The organism is Pedobacter miscanthi, from assembly GCF_032678605.1.
Taxonomy (GTDB): Bacteria; Bacteroidota; Bacteroidia; order Sphingobacteriales; family Sphingobacteriaceae; genus Pedobacter; species Pedobacter miscanthi_A.
The window spans coordinates 350,207-372,911 of record NZ_JAVTSU010000002.1 but is presented as its reverse complement, the minus strand read 5'-3'; the positions used below and the strand labels follow the sequence as shown (position 1 = coordinate 372,911).

Genomic DNA, 22,705 nt, shown 5'->3' with positions numbered 1-22,705 from the left:
AGACTAAAACAAAAAAACCGACAATACATCAAGTATTGTCGGCCAGATTATAAACCGGGATGATTTATATTTCTATTTATCCCACCAAACCCTACCTGTAAGGTTATCGCCTCCGGTTACGGCCGCAGATGCTGCTTTATAATTAACACCGTTAATAGCTGCTTCTGATACCGGGTAAGGAAAACGGCGTGGAATGGTGCCATTTGTAGCATTACCTGAGAAAACTACCGGGGTTAAGTTCGGAAAACCACTTCTGCGCCAATTACACCATGTTTCGTAAAAATCCATCATGGTATTGCTTAGCACCCAATATTGTGTATTAATTTGTTGTAAACCAATTGCCGGGTTGTAGGCATTAGCCAATAAATAGGCATCGGCACTAGCAGCAGGAATTGACAAAGTTGCATCGTAAGCATCTAAACAGGTTATAGCAGCCTTTACGCCATTGTTATAATGTGAAGCTGCAGTACCTCCTATGCCCCATTTTTGTGCTGCCTCGGCCAATAATAATTCTGTTTGACCATAGGTTAAAATATAGGTAGCTCCATTTCTTTTTAACATACCCGGGTTGGGTGATGAATAATCTGGAAAAGTTGTAAATGTGGCATCTTGCCTGATGTCGGTTGCCGCTACGCCACTTAGATCTTTACCATTTGGCATCCCTTTTTGTACTGCAGGATTGGCATCAAAACCAGGGTTTTGATCTTTCGAGCCTTCTGATAAATAAAGTTTGGTTACTGCCACTTTGGCCAAACGCGGATCTGCTGTTCCTTTTAACTGATCTATAAATGTTTTAGACCATTTTACGTAATAATTTTCAGGTCCGCCATCGCCCAGTAATATCTGATTGTTTCTATTTTGGGTTACGCGGCCTCCAACAACATCGTGGGTTAAAATTGCGTTATCGCTATTATCGAGCATGGTTTTACCAATAGCCTTAGCAGCATAAGCTTTGGCTGTGGTTTCATCTACTTTTACCAAACGCATCGCCAAACGCAACATTAACGAGTTACCGAAACGTTGCCATTTCTGCAAATCGCCCTTAAAAATTACATCACCGGTAACTTTATCTCCTGATAAATTGATGGCGTTTGTAGCTTCATCTACTTCTTTCAATAAATCGGCATAAATAGCTTGCTGTTTATCGTATTTTGGGGTAAGGATAGCTTTATAATAACCCTGGCCTGCTTCAGAGTAAGGTGCATCGCCATACAAATCAGTAATCCTTTCAAAAATTAAGGCTTTCCAAATGCGGGCAACCTGATAAATGTTGTTATATTTTGCATTACCCCTGCTAAACTCTACAACATCTACAATTGGCCTAACCTGCTCTATGTAAGCACCTACTGTTGATGTGCCCCAATAAGCGGAAGTATAACCCTCATTAAGCAAATATTTATCACCTGCCCAATAGCTCATTACCGTAGAAAAGCCTTGCATCATTGTTGAGGAATAGATAAGATTGCCACGCCAGGTATCATATGCAAAATCGGTACTGCCGGTATAGGTAAGCTGTGCCGTGGTAAAGGTATAATTAGGATCAAAACTGGATGGCCCGTAAGCCACCGGATTGGTATTAATTTCTTTAAAATCTTTGGTGCAACCTGCAAGCATAATAATGCCTACGGTTAAAAGAAAGCTATATGTTTTAAATATGTTCGTTTTCATTGTTTTTGGTTTATAGATTAAAACTTAACATTTAGGTTAAAACCAAAAGTTCTAACAGGGGGTACTCCACCTAGCTCTAAACCAGGGAATGTTGCATTATAACTAGATTCAGGATCGATATTATCGGTTTTCTTCATCAAAATGGCCAGGTTACGGGCAACAAAACTTAAATTTAAGCCGCCTATTTTATTATTGAACATTTTGGCTGGAAAGTTATAACCCAAAACAATTTGCCTTAACTTGATAAAACTCGCATCCTGCACAAACTTAAATGAGTTGTTGTTGGCTAAATTTTCGTAATATTTAGCTGCCGTAATTGGGGGTGTTGTGCCATTTGGTGCATCATAAACTTCCCTGTTGGGTAAAGTTTCCTGATGTAAACCAAATATATAACCCATATAATCTGTAGCAGAAAAAACTTTACCGCCCCATTTACCATCAATCAATAAGGATAAGCTTACTCCTTTGTAATTAAATTCATTATTCCAGCCTGCAAACCATTTGTTATAAGCCGAACCGTAGGCGTTCAATTGTTTTAATGGAGTACCTGAAGGATCATTCATTACATTCCCATTTTTATCGTACTGATAATCGAAAGCCATCACCTGACCTATTGGCTTGCCTACAATATTTTTAAGAAAGCCTACTCCCGATCTCGAGGTAGCTATCAATTGCTCATCAACCCCATTGGCTAATGAAACCAACTTGTTATCATTGTATGAAGCATTAATAGAAGAGGTCCAAACAAAATCTTTATTTTTAACAACATCGCCTGATACCAACATTTCAACTCCTCTATTTCTAATTTCGCCGGCATTTAATACCGCTGCTAAATAGCCACTGGCCCCTGTTGTATTAACAAAAGAGATTTCGTCTTTTGATTTTTTATTGTACCAGGTAAAATCAAGGCTCAAGCGGTTTTTAAGGAATCGCATCTCTGTACCAAATTCCAACTCAGAGGCCGTTGATGCTTTTAAAGAGCCATTTGGAATGTTATTATTGCTGATGATGCCCAAAGGTGAGCCATTTAACGTTTCGCTTCTAAAAGAATAGGTTAATATGGTTTGGTAAGGGTCTGTTGACTGCCCAACCATGGCGTAACCAGCCCTTATTTTACCAAAATCAAGGAATGAAGGTTTCCAAAGTTCGGAGAAAACAAAAGAGCCACTAATTGATGGATAGGTTACGTATAATTTATTGTCTTTAAGCGGATTGGCCAATGTTGAAAACCAATCGGTACGTAAACTTCCTGTTAAATAAAATAAATCTTTATATGCAAACTCGAGGGTTCCGTAAACAGATTGTGTTTCGGCTAAACTTTCTGAATAAGCTACTGATTTATTTCTGGCATTTAAAATATTGTACACACCAAATACTGCAAAATCGGAACCACTATTTGTAGTTTGAACAATGCTTGTACGCCTGTAACTGGCGCCCAAATTTGGCGTTAAAGTAAAGTCGCTTATAGAAAACGTTTTGCCCAAAAGTACATCTGCATTCAAATCAGCAAATTTGGTTTCTTGTTGCGCAATTTTACCAGCTGCATAATAAGCTGTACCTGAAGGCACTACGTTTTTATACGAATCATCATAAGCATCTCTACCTGCCCGGCCTTGTAAAAACAAGCCATTATCAAATGTATATTTTGCAATAATTGAACTTAAAAGGCGGTTTCTTTTGGTATCATTTACAAATTCGTTTGCGGCAAACCAAGGATTTGTAGCAAATACATTTCCAGAGTTATAAGGAATTTCCTTACCAGTGCCATCTTTCCACGGCTTTAAATCTTCAATATTGATACTGGTAGGTAAAAATGCAGCATTATAATTGGCATTACCCGCTCCATCAGAAACAAACGGGCGGTTTTTTACCTGCTCCAGGATATAGTTCATCCGCGCATCGATAGTTAACCGCTTAACAGGCGAAAAATTACCAGATAAATTAAAATTTTGACGATCGAGACCCGAATTAGGTACTACCGAATTGTTTGCTACGTTATTTGCAGATAAACGAACATTTCCCCCTTCAAAACTTTTGTTTAAAGCCAAAGTATTGGTCCAGGTTCCGCCTGTGCGATAAAAATTTTCGATATTATCCTTTTGGGCCGAATAAGGTCTGCTTACCCCGTCAAACTGAACCACATTCGATCCATCCAACTTTGCGCCCCAGCTAGAGCCACCAACCTGCGCAGCACCAGTAGCTGTTGTAGGCTTAAGGCCAAGTGCACCTTGCCCATAAACATATTGCCAATTCGTTCTATCCATCACTTGCTCGGCCACATAGTTGGTGCTGTACTCAACAGAATTACCTTTACCACTTTTTGTAGTGATTAATATTACGCCCGCCTTAGCACGGTAACCATACAAAGCCGAGGCTGCAGCACCTTTTAAAACAGAGATACTTTCGATGTCATCAGGATTTAGATTCCCGATAGCATCACCCAAATCAGGAGCATTATCGTATTGCCCGCCCGAATTTCCGTTCGGGTTGATGTTATTAAGTCCGGTTGGTTTATTTTCCATTGGTACGCCATTAATTACATATAATGGCTGGTTGGTTTGACTTAAACTGGATGCGCCGCGAATAACCACACTTGTAGCAGCACCTGCACCACCAGAAGTAGAACTGATATCTAACCCGGGCACTTTCCCCACCAAACTATTGGCGATATTATTTTCTCTGGCTTTAGTTAAGTCTTCGCCCTTTACTTCACTAACCGCATAACCCAGCGATCGGCGCTCACGTTTAATGCCCAAAGCGGTAACGACTACCTCATTTAGTTGTTTGTTATCTTCTAATAAAACAATTTCAAAATTGGTTTCACTACCGATGGCTATTTCTTTATTTTCGAAACCCGCGTAAGAAACAATAAGGACACTGTTTTCCGGAACTTTTAAACTAAACTTACCACTATTATCAGCAGCTGTACCAATATTACTGCCCTTTATACGCAGGCTTGCCCCTGGTAACGGATAACCTTTCGCGTCTTTCACTACGCCGGTAATCAGCACTTCTTTATTTTTGCTAATAACGATTAAACCTCCATCAGAAACAGAATATTTCAGGTTCGTTCTGTTTAAAATGGCTGCCAAAACATCGGTAACCAACGTATTGGTTACAGTAATGCTTACATCCTTATTAACAGGAACGTAAGAAGAGCTGTAAACAAAATGGTAACTGCTTTGCTGCTCAATAATCTGTAAAACCCTGGCCAGTTTTGTTTTCTTAACATCTAATGAAATTTTTTCCTGAGAAAAAACCGATGCGGAAACATTAAGGCAGGTAATGAAAACCATAATACAGGCTAGTTTCATTAGCATAATGAATTTTAGGAGCGCTTTATATTTTGGGCGCCCTTGCAGTAAGTAATAATAAATCATATTTTTGTTTTTTTTGGTTGCATAAGTTCTTGGCAGCAATCTGTTTGCGCATAAACTGCCATTAATTGATCAAAAGAGAAATTTCAGAGGGCGGTGCTCCAACACCGTCCTTTTTTTATTCCTGTTTTGAGATAATCACCCGTTTTCCCTTTATCTCATATTTAAAATTATTTTCGGTTGCTTTTAGTGCGTGTAATACTTCTTCTATACTCTCATTAGTAATGGTTGCGGTAAAACGGTATTTCTCCAATGCCGGATCGGTGAAACTGATCTCTACGTTGTACCATTTTTCGAGTACATTTTTTATTTCATCAAAATCCTGGTCGTAAATTTCGATGCGGTTTTGTGTCCATGCCGTTTCTACAATCGTGCTGTCTTTAATCTTGGTATAATGGTTAATGGTAATTTCGGGTTGCGGGCTAGTAGGCTTAACCAGTTTATTTTTTTGCTGAGGGATGACAGTTTTGTAAAACGTAACCTTCTGACTTGGTTTTAGGGTAATTACACCGCCATTTCCGTTTACTCCCTCCATGGTAATTAAACCACGGATTAAAGTGGCTTCCGAGCTTATTTCATCCGGGTAGGCTTTTACATTAAAGGCAGTACCCAATACGTTGATGTTAAAATCGGAAGTATGTACTTTAAAAGGTTTATCCTTATTGTGTTTAACATCAAAAAAAGCTTCACCAGTTAGGCTAACTTCCCTGCATTTATCGTTAAAGTTTTTAGCGATAGCTAAAATACTTCTGGCATTTAACAAAACAGAAGTACCATCTGGCAAAATAATTTTTTTACGTTCGCCGCTTTTTGTAGCAAAAGTATAAACCATTTGTGCTACATTTTTCGTTCCGTTATAATGGTGGTACAGGTTATACAACAGTACCGATCCCAGCACCAAAACTACTGCTGCAGCAATTTTAAGCCACAAATAGCGCTGTAGTTTAACAACCTTCTCTTCTTCAACAGGAAACATATTTTCCTTAAAATTTTCTACCTGTGTAACCAGCGGACGTTTGTTCCCACTTAATATTGCATAAAGTTTTTTTGCTTCTGCAATTACCTCAACCTGTTCAGGATGTACATTAATGTACTTCTCCCAATATCCAATGCATAGCTTATCTGTTCCGGCGCAATATTGCTGGAAAGTGCTATCGACGAGAAAGTCTTCTGCATTGAACTTACTTCTATCAACCATTCTTTTTGCCTTTTATATATCAGTGCCCAAAAGCTTTACTTTTTCCTAAGGAAATTTTAACTTTTTTTTAACATTACCGAATATGTGCGCTGTAATAGGTTTAAATAAAGAAATTTAATTTGCGTAAACTCAATTTCCGAAGTTTAAAGGGGGCTGAATACGGGAAAAACTTCGGAAGTTTTAAGTAAATTTTTATTTGGGCGTTTTAACACGCTATCCGCTGTATCTTTTGGTTATCCTTCGACTACGCTCAGGATGACACCAAAAGGATGCCGCTACTATTGTTAACGCGAAGCTTGGGCGTACCTTCCGAAAGTTTAAAAGGGTTTGAGCGCAGGGAAGATTTCGGAAGTTTTAGTAATTTTATTAGCAGGAACAGACTGTTGTTAAATAAACAGAGCGGGTAGCCCCACAGTGAAGCAAGGCGGAACGAGGACTACAGCACCAATGAAAAATAGATTGCAGGTTTCAGATCATGCCTGAATAATCTAGATAACTACATATTTTTTTTTGGAAAGCAATTGCAGAAGCATTTTGGTAACGGTAGTCCTGCTATCCGCTATACTTCGTACCGCTGCTATCAGGTTTAGGTGGCGCAGGCTGTTTTGTTATTGAGGGTGCAGGATGGAAAACGGGCGCCCCCAAGAAGCACAAACCCATTATTCCTAAACCCGGTAGCAACGGAAATCCTTTTTATTGCCTAAAATAGATTCGACTAAACATATTGCCTGATGGGTTGAATTTGCAATAAAAAGATTGGAGTGTATAACGGGGCTAAAGGGGCCACGGAGATGGATCTGTTCGTTTTCAGATCATGCCTGAATAATCTAGATAACTACTTATTTTTGGAAAGCAATTGCAGAAGCATTTCGGTAACAGAGAATATTCGTTTTCAAAACAAAGATATCCCTAATATGAGCGAAAACTACGTTTTGGCAGGAAAGATTCACAAATTTTGTTCTGTTTGTTAGATTTCTCCACTGCGGTGGAAATGACGAAACGCAAAGATTTATGCATTAAATTCTTTTCTCAGTATTTTAAGTGCATCGTAAATGGTATTATAAGCTGTTTTGATGGTTTGATTGCTCTGTTCGGCAATCTGTTCGTAACTTAAACCTTCAAAAAATTTTAAATGGATCAGCTGTTTCTGACGAAAGGTTAATTTTTCGAGTGCATTTTTAAGCTGGTGCTGCACCAGTTCATCGCTCTGTACTTTAACAATAAACTCTTCGTAACTCATTTCCATCCAATCGCCATCGGCCCCGGCATTAAAAAGCGCATCGTTAATTTTGCGTTTCCTTTCAAGAATGCGGAGTAACTTTCGCTTTAAGAAAGTACGCAGGTAAGCTTCTACATTGTCAACCCGGGTTAAACTTTCATGTTTCTCCCAAATGGTGGTAAAAACCAGGTCGGTAGCTTCGCTGGCCGTGTCGGCATCGGCACAAACCCTGATCCCGAAATTAACCAAAGGATAATAAAGTGCTGAATAGAGATCAAAAAACGCATCTTTATCGCCAGTTCGTAATCGTTCCCATAATAAGTGATGCGCTAATTTGTTATCCATTAAGTTGTTAGTTGTTATCACAATATTAACTAAAAACAACAAGATTATTACCTACAGATTTTGATGTGTGTAAATTTCTCCACCTATTTGTATAAAAAAAATTCATCGCTGTAACTTTTTTTCTAAAGTATATACTCATCAGGCAAAAAATAGATTTTGAAAAAGACAGACTTAGAAATAGAATTCGAAATAAAATTAAAAGACTATAAACTTTTGATTTATAAAGTTTGCCGCATGTACGCAAACAACCATGACGATATTCAGGATTTATACCAGGACATTATTATCCAGCTTTGGAAATCGTACCCCAAATTTAGGGGCGAAGCTAAATTTAGCACCTGGTTGTACCGCATTGCCATTAATACTGCGCTTACCAATTTCCGCAAGCAGAAGCGCAACATCCAAACCAGCGATGTGGAACTGCAGAACATCCAGATTCCTTATGAGGAAGATATTGGGTTGAAGGAGGAACAGCATCAACAATTATATACTGCCATCCAGCAGTTAAACGATGTAGAAAAATCAATCGTAATGCTCTATCTGGAAGATAAATCGTACGATGAAATGGAAGAAATTTTAGGTATCAGTAATGCCACCCTGCGGGTAAAAATGAACCGCATAAAAGACAAATTAAGAACCTTTACCAACAATAAATAAGATGGAACTAGATAATTTAAAAGATAGCTGGAACAGTGTTTCGGTAGATTTAAACCACCAAAAGTTTGATATTATAACCGCCACCAAAAAAGAAATGGAATCACCTTTATCCGAACTAAAAAAGGCATTCAGAAAACAGGTGGTTATTTTACCAATACTTTTTGCTTTTCTGGTAGTGATGACCACCATTTCGCCGGAGATGAAACATAGTTTATTGATATGGATGGCATTTATGGTGTTGCCGCTAACTTCTGTTTACTATTATTTAAACCTCAAACTGATCAATAATCTGGAAGAAAATAATGGCCCGGTAAAAAATGACATCCAAAGAAAAGTAAAGCAGTTAATTAGCAATAATAACCTTTACCTTAATGTTATAAGGGGCCTGATTTTGATCCTTGTTGTTGTAACAGAACTATTAATCCAAAATAACAGGATGCGTTTAATACCCGGAATAGAGGCTATTAAATCGATGATGTTGCCTTTACGTTTATTGATATATGCAGGTGTAATTGGCGTACATTATGTATTAAGCAGGTATACTTTTAACCTGTATTTTGGCCAATACCTAAACCGGCTAAAAGGGTTGTTAGCGGAGATGGAATAATCAACTAAGTTTCGGTTCGTGGTGACACGAACCGAGGCCAGGGAGTTTAGTTTAGACCTCGAAGGTTTTTAAACGGCATAGCCCTCAATGAGGCCAATATAAGCCATAAATTAAACCTGCGAGGTCTGTAATTAATTTATTTTAAAGCTATTCTACTAAAAATATGGTATTCTCCAGGCGCTAAAGTTTGTGCGTAAGTGCTGGTTGCAAGATTAACATTGTTTCCAACCGCATCTACCCAGCTGCCAGCTGTTCCGAAATCAATATTAGCGGTTTGGCTTACCACATCGAAATTACCAACCACCACAACGGTATTGCTTCCTTCGGTTAACTTAATGTATTTGATACCCCCTGCCAGGTTATAGGTAGAAGTGCCTGAATTAAAAATACTGTTATTCTTTTTTAACCTGATAAATTTGGCATAAGCATCGTACAGCGCCTTGCGGTTCGGGTCGCTATAATAATCCCATTTAATCGGTTTTTCTCCTGTTCTGCCATTAAAGTCGATGTTGATATCGTAACCCAGTTCGCCAAATTGCCAAATCATTTTTGGTCCGGGGATGCTGAATAAGAATGCCGCGGCAAGTTCTTCTCTTTTTAAGGAAGTAGCCAGGTTTCCTATAATTGTATAACTACCGGAAGCATTTCCATAGGTGATGTTCTTATAGTTCAGGCGTTCCTCATCGTGACTTTCGCCATAGGTAACCAAACCATCCGGCCTGGTAAAACCGTGGCTGGCATAAAAGCCCCATTGAAAATTAGAATTGCCCAGCCAGCCCATTGTAGCTTCGTTCATGTTTACATTCAGGTTGTTCCAAAGCATCATACCATCATCGGCCAATACTTTTTCTTCTGATTCTTCGGCAAAATGCTCTAAAATCACATAAAAATTGGGATCCAGGCTTTTGATGTAAGCATTATAATCTTTCCATATGGCAATACGGCTGGCATCATATAACCTGAACTGCGAATCGTCTGTAGAAGCTTTCTGTGTAAATCCTTTCGAAAGATCGAAACGGAAACCGTCAATTTTATATTGCTGCATCCAGAATTTCATTACATCTTTTGAGAACTTTTTGGTAGCCAAACTTTCGTGGTTAAAATCGTAACCTACGTTAAAAGGGTGTTTGGCATCAACATTAAACCATGGGCTATTTGTAGTGGGTTTTGAACCATCAAAATACAATTGTACCATCGGCGATTGTCCGAAAGAGTGATTTAAAACCATATCCATAATCACAGCAATGCCGCGGCCATGGCATTCATCGATAAAATTTTGTAAGGCGGTTTTGGTACCGTAATACTTATCGGGGGCAAAATAAAATGATGGATTATAACCCCAGCTTAAATTCCCTTCAAACTCGTTTACAGGCATTAATTCGATGGCGTTGATCCCCAAACCAGTTAAATAATCAAGTTTGGCCAATGTTGAAGCGTAATTATGATCGCTGGTAAAATCACGGATCAGCAATTCGTAAATCACCAGGTTATTTCTATCCGGACGGGTAAAATTGCTATTTTTCCAGCCATAAACGGGCTGATTGGCCTGCATTATACTTACTATACCAGTGGTTTTACCTGTTGGATAAGTTTTTAAATTCGGATAAGTTGCAGCAGTAATATATTGGTCGTTATCGGGATCGAGCACTTTTTCGCAATAAGGATCGGCAACTTTTAAGTTTCCATCCACATAAAACTGATAGGCATATTCTGTACCAGGATTTAAATTATCGATCTGCACCCACCAGTAATTGCCATCGGTTGTATTTTTCATCGGGGTGGCAGTTGCAGACCAATTGTTAAATTCGCCGATCAGCGAAACCGATTTTTTGTTCGGCGCATATAAGGATACAATGGCCGATGTTCCGTTATTGATAAACACCACACCATCTTTTGCTCCAGCCGGAAGATCAGTTTTTTGGTTGGTTGGTGTAGGCCCGATACCAGCATCTGATGCTTTTTTACAGGCAGTACTGCATGCTACTAACAATAACAACAGGTAAATGATCGTTTTGGCTCTTTTTGTTTCGTGCAGACATGAACCAGGGCGGTTAATATTTTTTTTCATTTGGTTAGATGATTATTGGTTTTACCACAGAGGTCGCCGAGTTTTTCACAGAGAAAATAATACCACATATCAACTCTGTGTTCTATGTGCATTTTCTCTATGTACGCTGTGGTTAATTTTTTCTTGCCATTTCCCAGGTCTGTATCCCCACAGATCTGGAAACTTAAATTCTATACAGATCTATTTTCTTCTACTTCGAGTTTTGATGCTAAAACTTCATCAGTTTTCTTTGGTTCGCGGATCAATACATAACAGATTATCGAGGCCAAAACCATCAATCCACCACCTAATTGTACCGCTAAAAGCCTGTCGTTATTAAGCACATTGCGCATTAACCAACCAAACCCCAGCGAAGCAATAATTTCTGGCAATACAATAAAGAAGTTGAAAATCCCCATGTAAATCCCGATTTTATCTTTAGGTAACGATCCGCTCAACATGGCATAGGGCATAGAAAGAATACTGGCCCAGGCAATACCAACCCCCGTCATACATAAATACAACATATTTTTATCGTGCACCCAGGCCACACTGATTAAGCCAATTGCACCACAGATTAAACACAGTGCATGTGTGGTTTTACGACCCAATGCATCGGCAATTTTTGGTAAAACCAGCGCAAACAGAAAGGTGATTACACTATAATAAGCAAGGGTTAAACTTCCAAAATCGGCTCCATGCGCATAAACCGGATCGGCAGCATCTTTGCCACCAAAAACATTTACTGCAACAGCTGTGGTGTAGTAAAACCACATTAAAAACAGACCCGGCCAGGTAAAAAACTGCACTAAAGAAACTACCTGCATTCTTTTGGGCATGTTGCTTAAAGCATGAAAAATTTCGCGGGCACCGCCTCCAACACCTTTATTGCTTTCTTTCACCTTTTCTTTAAAATCTACATCTTGTGGCGGATATTCTTTTGTGGTAAAAACCGTCCACAGTACAGCAGCGAAAAAGAAAAATGCACCGATATAAAAAGAGAACTTTACATTTTCGGGAATATTGCCCTGCGTTGCTGTATTGGTTAAATGGAAAACATTATTCATAATCCATGGCAATGCCGAAGCTACGCTGCCACCTAAACCAATCATCATGCTCTGCATAATAAAACCCCGGTTAACCTGGCTATCGGGTAATTTATCGGTCACAAAAGCACGGAAAGGCTCCATGGCAATATTGCCGAAAACATCTAAAACCCAGAGTAAACCGGCGGCCATCCATAATACACTGCTGTGTGGCATAAAAATCAGTGCGATACTGCTCACAATGGCACCGATCATAAAATAAGGTCTTCTTCTGCCCCATTTTGGGTGCCAGGTACGATCGCTCAGATAACCGATTATCGGCTGAACCAGCAATCCGGTTAAAGGTGCTGCTAAAAACAATAATGGAACCTGATCGGGATTGGCACCCAGGTTTTCGTAAATACGCCCCATATTGGCCCGTTGTAAATCCCAACCGAACTGGATCCCGAAAAACCCCACACTCATGTTAATGATCTGTGCGAGTGTTAACTTGGGGTTCTCGAATATTGTTTTTAAGGTCATTTTGTTTAGTTTAAGCGCTTAGCGCATGGCGTTATATTTCTTTTGCTTTAATAAATTCTGCGCCAACCCCGCTCTATTCTTTATACCACAGAGGGCACCGAGTTGTACACAGAGTGTGCTGAGGTAAAATATTCTTTGTGTTTCTCTGTGCCTTTACCTTGTGTGCGCTGTGGTTAATTGTTTTAAAACTCTATCACCTGTGCACTCACCGGCGCCACGTTTACCGGTATGCTTGTTCCGGCAGGGATGTTTAATTTTTTATCGGTCAACAAATCTGTAACAGGCGATGAATTTTTAACTTTTAAAATCTGATCAGGGATTTCGATATTAGCGGTTAAGGTTTGCGTTCTGTCGAAATTGGCCACTACCAATAAACGCTGTTTGCCAGTGTAACGGATAAAAGCATACATGCGGTTATTCATATTGCCGGTAACAGGCACTTCGTAAATTCCACCATTAACAACAGCATCACTTGTTGAAGTTACTTTTAATAACTGTTTATAGTAAGCCCTTAAATGTTGTTGTGAAGCATTTAATTTATGGCCATCAAACAATCCGCCGTTCATCCATTTCTGGTGGTTCGGAACACCCCAATAATCAAAAATAGTGGTGCGGTTATCGTCACCGCCAAAACCTTCCTGACCTTTGCCGGGTTCGCCAACTTCCTGTCCGAAATAAAGCATTATCGGACCAGCGCCCAGTGTTGCCGAAACAACCATTGCAGGTAAAGCCAGTTCAGCTTTACCTGCAAATCCTGCCGATGCAATACGTTCTTCATCGTGGTTTTCTAAAAAGCGCAACATCTGTTTGCCAAAACCAGCACTTTCTACCTGCCATACGTGTTTAATCGCTGCTACATCTGCAGTTGGTTCATTTCTGATTAATTTTTTAAGGCCATCATATAAGCCCACTTTATCGTAGAGGTAATCAAATTTACCTTCATCTAAATATTGTTTGTAAACCTGTGGATTATAGGCTTCTCCAAGAAAAATCAGGTCAGGATTTACTTTTTTAACCTGTGGAATTACCCAGTTCCAGAAAGCAATAGGCACCATTTCGGCCATATCGCACCTAAAACCGTCTATTCCCTTTTTTGTCCAATAGGTTAAAATATCCCGCATTTTAAGCCAAACCGGTGGAATAGGATCGAAATAAGGTTTTTCACCGTTTTGATAATCTACCCCGTAATTTAACTTGATGGTTTCGTACCAGTCGTCGTATTTGGGCTGGGCTGAAAACACATTATTTCCGGTGGCTTTTGCAGGGTTTTCTTCAAACTTACTATTCTGTAAAGCAGAAAGTGGCGTTTTTTGTCCATTTGTAGGAACTATTAAAGCCTGGCCTGGAATATAGTAAAAATCATTTTTAGGGCTAAAAGCTTTGTTTATATCATCTTGTGCCCCAAAATCGATTACCCCATTTGGTTTTGCAAAAGAATGGTAACTTCTGGCGACATGGTTGGGTACAAAATCGATCAAAACCTTTAAGTTTTTGGCATGTGTTCTTTTCACCAAAGACTCAAACTCTTTCATCCTGTTTTTAACATCAACAGCTAAATCGGGATCCACATCGTAATAATCGCGGATGGCATAGGGCGAACCAGCCCTGCCTTTTACCACGTCAGCATCATCAACTTTAATTCCGTATGCCGAATAATCGGTTAAGCTGGCATGGGCAATGGCGCCGGTATACCAAACATAGTTTACATGGAGCTCTTTTATGCCATCAAGGGCCTTATCGGTAATATCGTTAAACTTGCCCGAACCATTTTGCTCAATGGTACCATAAGGAATATTAGCGGTATTTTTATTCCCGAACAAACGGGGTAACAACTGGTAAATAACGATTTGTTTATCGTTCATTTTTGTACGCTTTTTTTGTGCAAAGGATGAAATAGAGAGCATTGTAAAAGTAAAAAAAAGTGCAAGTAGCCATCCCTTGTTGCTTCCAATAATAGATAAGCTTTGAGCAGAATAACATCCTCTATCAGATAAAGTTTTAGATTTTAACCCTCTACCTTCAACCTTTACACCCTTTATCTTTCTCATACCAACTCGGCATTATTTACTTCAATTTCGGTATTTCCGGCCAATTTATAAAGCTGATTTCTAATCCCGATCTCTAAATCAATGGCTGCATGGTTTTTAATGCTGATGCCGTTTTCGGTGATGTTGATTTTTAAAGTAGCGCCCCTAAAACCAATGGTGAATGAAAATGACCTCCATTTGTCCGGTAAAAACGGATTAAACTGCAGTTTACCATCGCGTACACGCATCCCTGCAAAACCCTCTACTACGCTCATCCACGTACCCGCCATTGAGGTTATGTGTAAGCCGTCTTCTGTATCGTTGTTATAATCATCGAGATCCAGGCGGGCGGTACGTAAGTAAAATTCGTAAGCACGGGCCTCATCATTTAATTTAGCAGCTAAAATACTGTGTACACAGGGCGATAAAGAGCTTTCGTGTACGGTACGAGGTTCGTAAAAATCGAAGTTACGTTTTAGAGTATCCAGATCGTAATCTTCTTCGAAAAAATATAATCCCTGTAAAACATCTGCCTGTTTAATAAAGTTCGAACGTAAAATCCTGTCCCAGCTCCATTTCTGATTAATCGGTCTTTCACTGGCAGGTAAATCTTTAACTAGAACCTGTTCTTTATCTAAATAACCATCCTGTTGTAAGAAAATGCCAAGTTTTTCATCTTGTGGGTAGTACATTTTTTCGATGATACCGGCCCAATCGGCAAATTCCTTTTGATCGAAATTTAAGCTTTTTAATAAACTTTTATATTTTTCCGGTTGTTGTGTTTCAACAATTTTAGCGGCTTGAGTTGCATATTTTAAACACCAGGTAGCCAAAATATTGGTGTACCAGTTGTTATTTACGTTATTTTCGTATTCGTTTGGCCCGGTAACACCAAGCATTACATATTGCTGTTTATCGCTGCTCCAGTTAACACGTTGTTTCCAGAAACGGGCAATACCGATTAAAACTTCTAAACCGAAATCAGAAAGGTAACTTTCGTCTCCTGTATAACGGATGTAGTTAAAAATGGCAAAAGCAATGGCTCCGTTACGGTGGATTTCTTCAAAAGTAATTTCCCACTCGTTGTGGCATTCTTCACCATTCATGGTTACCATCGGATAAAGTGCCGCACCATCTTTAAAACCAAGTTTAGCAGCATTTTCTATCGCTTTACCTAATTGTTTATGGCGATATATCAACAAGTTTTTACTTACTTCCTGTGGAGCAGTGGCCAGGTAAAAAGGCACACAATAAGCCTCGGTATCCCAATAGGTAGAACCACCGTATTTTTCGCCGGTAAAACCTTTCGGCCCGATATTCAGACGGTCATCTTTACCGGTGTAGGTTTGAAAAAGCTGAAAAATATTGAAACGGATTGCCTGCTGGGCAGAAACATCACCTTCAATCATGATATCACTTTCTTCCCATTTGGTTGCCCAGGCTTCGGCCTGTTCTGCCAATAAAGTATCGAAACCTTTGGCAGATGCTTTGGTAATTACCGATTTGGTTTCTTTTAAAAGTGATTCTTTAGCATAATTTTCGGAAGATAAATTGGCAGCGATTTTAACCAACGTAATTTCTTCGTTTGCTTTAACATCTACAGTAAAGGTTTGTCCTACAAATTTCTCTTTGCGTACCGCTTCATGATTGATGTTTAATTTCTGTCCGTTTTTATATAATCCGGTGTTACTGCCGGTGCAAACCTCAAATTCGGTTTTCTTGGTCCTTAGCTTGATATAAGCTTCAGTGCCAGTAATTTCATCAGATACTTTATCCCAGAATTTTTCATCGTAGTTACTGTCCTGATTTTTTACATCACCATCAATAAATGGCATTAAAGTTAATTTTCCATCAAAATCCAGCGGACTAATGCTGTAACGGATGGCTCCAACCTCATCATCGGCAATGCTGCAAAAACGGGTAGATTTTACTTTTAAAGTTTTACCGCTTTTTAATTTTGCTGTAAAGGTACGCTCCAGGTATCCGGCATGCATATTCAATACACGTTTAAAATCGCTCACTTCGGCAGTTGCCAGATCCAGGATCTCGTCATCAATTTTTACTTCGATACCAACCCAGTTGGCCGCATTTAAAACTTTTGCAAAATATTCGGGATAGCCGTTTTTCCACCAGCCTACACGGGTTTTATCAGGATAATAAACACCGGCAACATAATTCCCCGGTAAGGTTTCTCCGCTATAGGTTTCTTCAAAATTGGCACGCTGCCCCATTCGGCCGTTGCCCAGACTAAAAATACTTTCTGAAATTTTATTTAAATGTGGATCAAAGCCTTCTTCGATAATATTCCACTCATCTGCTTTAATGTAATTTTTCATATTCTAGTATCAGGTAGTTAGTATCAAGTAATTAGTATTAGGTATCAAGATAAATCCACAACTTGATACTTGCTACTTAATACTTGCTAATCCTTTACAACTCTTCTAAATCTTTAACTGTTAATTTGTCTAATCCGCTTACTACCACATCTGCCTGCGTAAGCACACTTTTTTCGCCTATACCAATGGCTTTCATTCCGCCTCTTTTTGCAGCTTCTACTCCGGCAACGGCATCTTCGAACACCACACATTCATCGGGTTTGAACCCCAAAAGTTCGGCTCCTTTTAAAAATACCTCGGGGTCTGGTTTTGATTTGGTTACCATATTTCCATCTACAATTTCATCGAAAAAATGGGTTAGGTTTGTTTTTTCTAAAATGATACCCGAATTTTTACTTGCCGAACCTAAAGCCAGTTTGTAACCGGCCTTGTGTATTTCGGTTAAGAAATCTACCGTTCCCGGCAAAACCTCTGCAGGCGTCATTTTAGTAATCATCTCTACATACCAGCTATTTTTTAAGGTAGCCAGGTCCTCTTTTTCAGTATCGGTTTTATCAACTCCGCCCCAGGCCAAAATCTTATTCAAACTTTCTACCCTGCTAACACCTTTTAATTGTTCGTTCTGCTCTTCGGTAAAATCGAAACCCATGGTATTGGCCAAACGTTTCCAGGCTTTATAGTGATAAACCGCAGTATCTACCAATACACCGTCAAGGTCGAAAAGACAGGCCTTTATTGAGGTTGAAGGTTGAAGGTTGAAGGCGGAAGGCTCGGAATGAGTATTATCTTGCATCTTTCTTGTATTTTTTAGTATCGAGTAGTGAGTATCACGTTTTTAGTATCAAGTAGTGAGTATCAAGTATCGAGATATATGTTGTGTATCTTAAATCCTTTTACTTTTTATCTTAGCTCAAGCACTAATGTGGTCTTAGCTGGTATTTTAATATTATCAAAAGCCATGTTTCCGCCCGTAATTACATTTTTTGCAGTTGTAATGCCTCTTGTTCTTTCGGCGAAACGATCGGTATTTAATGTTTTCTCTTTTTCTGTGCTGTTTACAATAACCATTACAGTACCTTTTGGTTCTGCATTGTAGCGGAAATAAACATATATATCATCCTGTGGCACAAACTGCATCAGTTTGCCTGTTTGTAAAACCGGACTGTTTTTTCGGAAATTAGCCAGGGTTTTCACAAAATTAAAAGCTTCGTTTTCTTTACTTGTACGCCCATCAGCAATGAATTTATCTTTTTTATCACCTTCCCATCCCCCTGGAAAATCAGAACGGATCAAACCATCAGGATTGGAGAAATTTTTCATCAGGATTTCTGTTCCATAGTACATTTGCGGAATGCCACGCATAGTTAACAAAACTGCCATTCCTTCCTTGTATTTATCAAAATCTTCTCCAACCATGGAGTAAAAACGGCTCATATCGTGGTTATCCAGAAAAATACAGTTGGTATTTGGGTTTTTGTAAAGAAAATCTTGTGCCAAAGTTGCATACAAACGATTAATGCCATCTGTCCAGCCCGATTTACCATTTAAACCTTCATAAATAGCATCTTTTAAAACAGCATCTGTTATACCTTGCAGGTGAGTATCAAAACCCCTGTTTACAGTATTGCCGCCAGTAAAAAAAGCCTGACTAGCAACTGATGAAACCAAAGTTTCGCCAAAAACAGATAAGTTTGGAAACTCTGCATGGATTTTTATAGCCCAGTCGGCCATGTAAGCCGCATCATTATATGGATAAGTATCTAAACGTAATCCGTCAATACCTGCATATTCGATCCACCAAATATGGTTTTGGGTTAAATAATTTTGAACATAAGGATTGGTTTGATTTAAATCGGGCATTGAAGGTACAAACCAACCATCCAGCATTTGTTTCTTATCAGCAGCAGCTGCATGTGGGTCCATTACCGGTTGATCGCGGTAGCTGGTTTGTGTATATTTTGGCCATTGGTTTAACCAGCTTTTCATTGGCAAATCTTTATAAAACCAATGTTGGGTACCAATGTGATTGTGTACAATATCTTTAATTACTTTTAAACCTTTTGCATGACAAGCGTCTACATATTGTTTATAAAGTTCGTTACTACCATAACGTGGGTCTATTTTATAGTGATCTGTTACGGCATAACCATGGTAAGAGGCATGTGGCATGTCATTTTCTATCTCTGGTGTCATCCAAACAGTGGTAACACCTAAATCTTTTAAATAATCAAGGTGATTAATCACGCCCTGAATATCGCCACCATGACGGTAATACATGCTGTCGCGGTTTAATTCGGTTTCGGTTAAACCCTTTACCACATCATTGCTTTTATCGCCGTTTGAAAAACGATCGGGCATTAAAAGGTAAATAAAATCTTTGTTGGTTACGCCTTGAATTCTGTCCGCCTTTTTATCGCGGTTTTTCAGTTCGTACGTGTACGTGAATATCTTTTTTCCGTTAACGGCGAAGTTAATCGGGAATTTTCCGGCTTTGGCTGCCGGGGCAATTGTTAAATCGAGAAAGAGGTAATTTGGATTTTCAACTTTGTTAACCTTTACCAGTTTTACCCCCGGGTAAGTTAATGAAACCGCACTTAAAGCGATGTTTTCGCCATGCACCAGTAATTGCAATTTTGGGTTGTGCATGTTTGTAAACCAGAACATCGGCTCAATGCGCTCTAATTTTTGGGCAAACACATTGATGCCTGATAAAAAGATAATCAGGACAGTAAAAATTGCTTTTTTAAAAAAATAAGCGTTAGGATGAGCATTAAATGGTAACGGATAGTTTGGATGGGTATGAAATCTGTTCATGCTAAAACTTTAAAGATTTAAAAAGAGGCTGTATCATAAATTGTAAAGATCACTTAGCTATCAATTCCTTCTACAGGCTCAGGATAACAATTCTATTTTATGACAATTTTATATTATGATACAGCCTTAAACAATAATAATTAGTTTTTAACCAGTGTAGCTTTTTTAGCTGCAACATCTAAAGTGATGGTATACGTTCCGGCAGTGGTTATGGTAATGTTATCGCCATTGTTGGTTAGCGCCGCCAAACTTCCACCTAAGTTAACATCCCATTTATGTTGGAAACGGAACTTAAGGGCACCGGCTGTTAAGGTAGTTTTAATGGAGTAGTTATTTGATTTGCCATCGTTTACACCTTTCATATCGGTATCTGTTCCCCATCCACCAAGTGTTGCATCGCCAATAATCGACCACTCCATTGGTGTACCATAAGTAATGGTATTTTGATTCAAATCAACGGTAACTTGTTTAACCATTGCATCAGGAGATTTTAAGTTATCTCCGGCTGAAGAACTGATTTTGCCAGCACCTGCATCGCCATAAGCTACATCCCATTTTTTTGCAGGCGTAATTTTAAACTCCAGGTTTCCGGCTGTAAAAGCAATCATACCAGTATAAACACCATTACTTGATGCCGAAATTAAACTATCAGCTGTTGCCGGATCCCATCCCTGATAAGCTCCGGGAGCATAAATCCAGGCCGAAGCCAGGTAAGGAGTTGCCGATAGTGTAATGGTATTTGAATAAGTTAAATCGTTAACGGCGGCACCTGATTTTAAACGAACTTCTAATTGCGCAGGTTTATCAACTGCCCCACCTAAAGCAAGAATCATATTATTCATCTCTGTTATAGTTGGTGCATAAGTTTTACTGCTTACAACAATCTCTCTAACCGGCGAGAAATTAGTTCCTCTTAAACCAAACTGTAATGTACTGGTAACCGGAACAACATAACCAGAAGAAGTTGCTAAGGGATAACTTAGCGTTAATGCAGGAAGCGCTCCATTTGATTGCACTAAACTTAATGCAGTTGTTGATGCCGTAAGTGTTCCTGCTGGTGTAATGTTAGAAACCGTTTGGGTTTCGTCTTTTTTACATGACCAAAGCGACAGTGCTATAAAGCAGATTGCCAGGGATTTTAAAAATATTGATTTCATCTTTATAAAACGTTAAGATTAGTAACCTGTATTTTGAACCAAATTCGGATTGGCAATTAAATCTGCTAATGGAAGCGGATAAAGATTACGGAAAGTTGGTAAACTGGCACCAGCTTGTACACCTCCTTTAAATGCCCACAGGTATGTTGAACCTGTGAATTTTCCAAAACGGATTAAATCCGTACGGCGGTGTCCTTCCCAATATAACTCGCGACCACGCTCATCTAAATAAAAATCAGTGGTTAGTGCAACGGGGCTTACATCACCTGATGTATTGCCATAAGCACGCCTACGCAATAAGTTTACATAAGTTAAAGCTTGTCCGGCACTGCCACCTGCTCCACCGCGGGCAACCGCTTCTCCATAAATCAGGTATTGTTCGGCTAAACGGAATATAGCAAAATCGAGCGAGCTAAATGTTCCGTTTAACGACCTGCCTGGCAAATCATTTGAAGTAATGTTTTTGAATTTAGTTACACGAAGACCATCGGTAAATTCGCCAACAGCATCTACAGCACTTTTTGTTCCAAAGAAAACTCCGCGTTTATCAAGTGTTCCATTAGCATCAGGGAATAAAGCCGGCAAGTTTTGACGGGTTCTATTACCGCCCCAACCACCACCTGGTACACCGTAAGATGTAGGGTTCATATCGGCATTAATGCCTGCATTAATTAAATAGGTTGTTCCACCGTTATTGGTTCCATTGATGCCATCATAATTAATGGTTAAAATGTTTTCGGTGTTGTTTACATCATTATCTGACCTAAACAAATCCATGTATTTATTTTTTAACGAATAACTTGCTGCAATTACTTTACTTGAATAGGTAATGGCTTCAGTATATTTTGCAGTGCCGGTATATACTTGCGCATTTAAATATAACCTGGCTAACAATGCCCAATCTGCACCTTTATCAGCACGACCGTAATCGTTTGTACGAGGGTCAGCTAAATCACCTTCAATAGCTTTCAACTCCGATTCTACATAACCGAATAAAGCAGCCCTTTGAATTTGTTTTGGATTTACTTTACCAATAGCATCGTCTTCGGTAACAAACGGAGGATTACCAAAGGCATCTAACAATACCCAGTATTGATAAGCACGTAAAAAACGGGCTTCGGCACGGTAACGGGTAATTGCAGTTGCATCTGCACCTGTAATGTTCCTGCTTGCCAGTTTATCTGCTGTGCTTTCGCGAAGAAACTCATTACAGAAAGTAATTTGAAGAATGCTTCTTGAGTATAAACCACGTAAAAATTGATTGTCTGGTGTTGGTGTACCATAATCTAACTCCGGAACTCCAACATCTCCCCATGCACAAATGGCCTCATCAGTGGTTAATTCCTGAGTCATCCAGAATAACCTTAAAAAATCTGCGAAACCTGAGTTTAAACCACCAACATCACTTCCATCGGCACCCTGCGGACTTGTTAATCCAAAAGTAGCATACAGTTTTACCAGGCTATTTTTGTAACCTGCAGGTGTAGCATAAACTGAAGCAGCGGTTACATCATTTGTTGGTGTTAAATTAAATGCCTCTTTTTTGCATGAATTTAATGACAGCAGTAACATACCTGATGCCAATATCGTTTTAAATGAATTTTTCATTTTCTTATATCTTATTTTATAGGTTCTGATGACCAGCTTGCATGAATTTGCTTGCGCAGCTTGCCGGTAATCATCGC

Annotated in this window: 14 protein-coding genes; 2 read left to right on the top strand and 12 right to left on the bottom strand. The window is 39.2% G+C overall.

Going from position 1 to position 22,705, the window contains the following annotated elements:
• Positions 1 to 72 precede the first annotated feature (72 nt).
• From R2R28_RS04380 to R2R28_RS04365, 4 genes are all read right to left on the bottom strand, one after another.
• A complete protein-coding gene (locus tag R2R28_RS04380) occupies positions 73 to 1,668 on the bottom strand; it encodes a SusD/RagB family nutrient-binding outer membrane lipoprotein (protein WP_316824490.1) in 1,596 nt (531 codons plus the stop codon).
• Between the two features lie 17 nt (positions 1,669 to 1,685).
• On the bottom strand, positions 1,686 to 4,982 hold the full coding sequence (locus R2R28_RS04375) for a SusC/RagA family TonB-linked outer membrane protein (protein ID WP_316824489.1): 3,297 nt from the start codon (positions 4,980 to 4,982) through the stop codon (positions 1,686 to 1,688).
• A 181-nt stretch (positions 4,983 to 5,163) separates the two neighbouring features.
• Positions 5,164 to 6,243 (bottom strand): FecR family protein, encoded by a 1,080-nt coding sequence (locus R2R28_RS04370; protein ID WP_316824488.1) that lies wholly within the window; start codon positions 6,241 to 6,243, stop codon positions 5,164 to 5,166.
• Positions 6,244 to 7,252: 1,009 nt separating this feature from the next.
• Positions 7,253 to 7,807, bottom strand: coding sequence for an RNA polymerase sigma factor (locus R2R28_RS04365; RefSeq protein WP_316824487.1), 555 nt, complete (start codon positions 7,805 to 7,807; stop codon positions 7,253 to 7,255).
• A gap of 156 nt (positions 7,808 to 7,963) precedes the next feature.
• Here R2R28_RS04365 and R2R28_RS04360 point away from each other — a divergent pair, with 156 nt between their 5' ends.
• Entirely contained in the window at positions 7,964 to 8,464 is a 501-nt protein-coding gene (locus tag R2R28_RS04360; RefSeq protein WP_316824486.1) for a sigma-70 family RNA polymerase sigma factor, read from the top strand.
• Position 8,465: 1 nt separating this feature from the next.
• Positions 8,466 to 9,071 carry a hypothetical protein gene (locus tag R2R28_RS04355; RefSeq protein ID WP_316824485.1) on the top strand — a complete coding sequence of 202 codons (606 nt, stop codon included), beginning with the start codon at positions 8,466 to 8,468 and terminating at the stop codon, positions 9,069 to 9,071.
• Between the two features lie 136 nt (positions 9,072 to 9,207).
• Here the strand turns inward: R2R28_RS04355 and R2R28_RS04350 are convergent, their stop codons facing one another.
• From R2R28_RS04350 to R2R28_RS04315, 8 genes are all read right to left on the bottom strand, one after another.
• Positions 9,208 to 11,139, bottom strand: coding sequence for an alpha-amylase family glycosyl hydrolase (locus R2R28_RS04350; RefSeq protein WP_316824484.1), 1,932 nt, complete (start codon positions 11,137 to 11,139; stop codon positions 9,208 to 9,210).
• Positions 11,140 to 11,309: 170 nt separating this feature from the next.
• Positions 11,310 to 12,686, bottom strand: coding sequence for an MFS transporter (locus tag R2R28_RS04345; RefSeq protein WP_316824483.1), 1,377 nt, complete (start codon positions 12,684 to 12,686; stop codon positions 11,310 to 11,312).
• 182 nt (positions 12,687 to 12,868) lie between these two features.
• The gene (locus R2R28_RS04340) at positions 12,869 to 14,548 is read right to left on the bottom strand and encodes an alpha-amylase family protein (RefSeq protein WP_316824482.1); all 1,680 of its coding nucleotides are present in this window, start codon (positions 14,546 to 14,548) and stop codon (positions 12,869 to 12,871) included.
• Positions 14,549 to 14,730: 182 nt separating this feature from the next.
• Positions 14,731 to 17,049, bottom strand: coding sequence for a glycoside hydrolase family 65 protein (locus tag R2R28_RS04335; protein ID WP_316824481.1), 2,319 nt, complete (start codon positions 17,047 to 17,049; stop codon positions 14,731 to 14,733).
• Positions 17,050 to 17,143: 94 nt separating this feature from the next.
• Positions 17,144 to 17,842 carry a beta-phosphoglucomutase gene (pgmB, locus tag R2R28_RS04330; RefSeq protein WP_316824480.1) on the bottom strand — a complete coding sequence of 233 codons (699 nt, stop codon included), beginning with the start codon at positions 17,840 to 17,842 and terminating at the stop codon, positions 17,144 to 17,146.
• Between the two features lie 107 nt (positions 17,843 to 17,949).
• On the bottom strand, positions 17,950 to 19,863 hold the full coding sequence (locus tag R2R28_RS04325; protein ID WP_316824479.1) for a glycoside hydrolase family 13 protein: 1,914 nt from the start codon (positions 19,861 to 19,863) through the stop codon (positions 17,950 to 17,952).
• A 140-nt stretch (positions 19,864 to 20,003) separates the two neighbouring features.
• Entirely contained in the window at positions 20,004 to 21,020 is a 1,017-nt protein-coding gene (locus R2R28_RS04320; protein ID WP_316824478.1) for a SusF/SusE family outer membrane protein, read from the bottom strand.
• Positions 21,021 to 21,038: 18 nt separating this feature from the next.
• The gene (locus R2R28_RS04315; protein ID WP_316824477.1) at positions 21,039 to 22,628 is read right to left on the bottom strand and encodes a RagB/SusD family nutrient uptake outer membrane protein; all 1,590 of its coding nucleotides are present in this window, start codon (positions 22,626 to 22,628) and stop codon (positions 21,039 to 21,041) included.
• Positions 22,629 to 22,705: the final 77 nt, after the last annotated feature.

Coding starts and splice junctions, on each gene's coding strand:
- R2R28_RS04345 (WP_316824483.1), bottom strand. CDS start 12,686: ATGACCTTAAAAACAATATTCGAGAACCCCAAGTTAACACTCGCACAG.
- R2R28_RS04365 (WP_316824487.1), bottom strand. CDS start 7,807: ATGGATAACAAATTAGCGCATCACTTATTATGGGAACGATTACGAACT.
- R2R28_RS04370 (WP_316824488.1), bottom strand. CDS start 6,243: ATGGTTGATAGAAGTAAGTTCAATGCAGAAGACTTTCTCGTCGATAGC.
- R2R28_RS04350 (WP_316824484.1), bottom strand. CDS start 11,139: ATGAAAAAAAATATTAACCGCCCTGGTTCATGTCTGCACGAAACAAAA.
- R2R28_RS04320 (WP_316824478.1), bottom strand. CDS start 21,020: ATGAAATCAATATTTTTAAAATCCCTGGCAATCTGCTTTATAGCACTG.
- R2R28_RS04315 (WP_316824477.1), bottom strand. CDS start 22,628: ATGAAAAATTCATTTAAAACGATATTGGCATCAGGTATGTTACTGCTG.
- pgmB (WP_316824480.1), bottom strand. CDS start 17,842: ATGCAAGATAATACTCATTCCGAGCCTTCCGCCTTCAACCTTCAACCT.
- R2R28_RS04325 (WP_316824479.1), bottom strand. CDS start 19,863: ATGAACAGATTTCATACCCATCCAAACTATCCGTTACCATTTAATGCT.
- R2R28_RS04380 (WP_316824490.1), bottom strand. CDS start 1,668: ATGAAAACGAACATATTTAAAACATATAGCTTTCTTTTAACCGTAGGC.
- R2R28_RS04335 (WP_316824481.1), bottom strand. CDS start 17,049: ATGAAAAATTACATTAAAGCAGATGAGTGGAATATTATCGAAGAAGGC.
- R2R28_RS04355 (WP_316824485.1), top strand. CDS start 8,466: ATGGAACTAGATAATTTAAAAGATAGCTGGAACAGTGTTTCGGTAGAT.
- R2R28_RS04340 (WP_316824482.1), bottom strand. CDS start 14,548: ATGAACGATAAACAAATCGTTATTTACCAGTTGTTACCCCGTTTGTTC.
- R2R28_RS04375 (WP_316824489.1), bottom strand. CDS start 4,982: ATGAAACTAGCCTGTATTATGGTTTTCATTACCTGCCTTAATGTTTCC.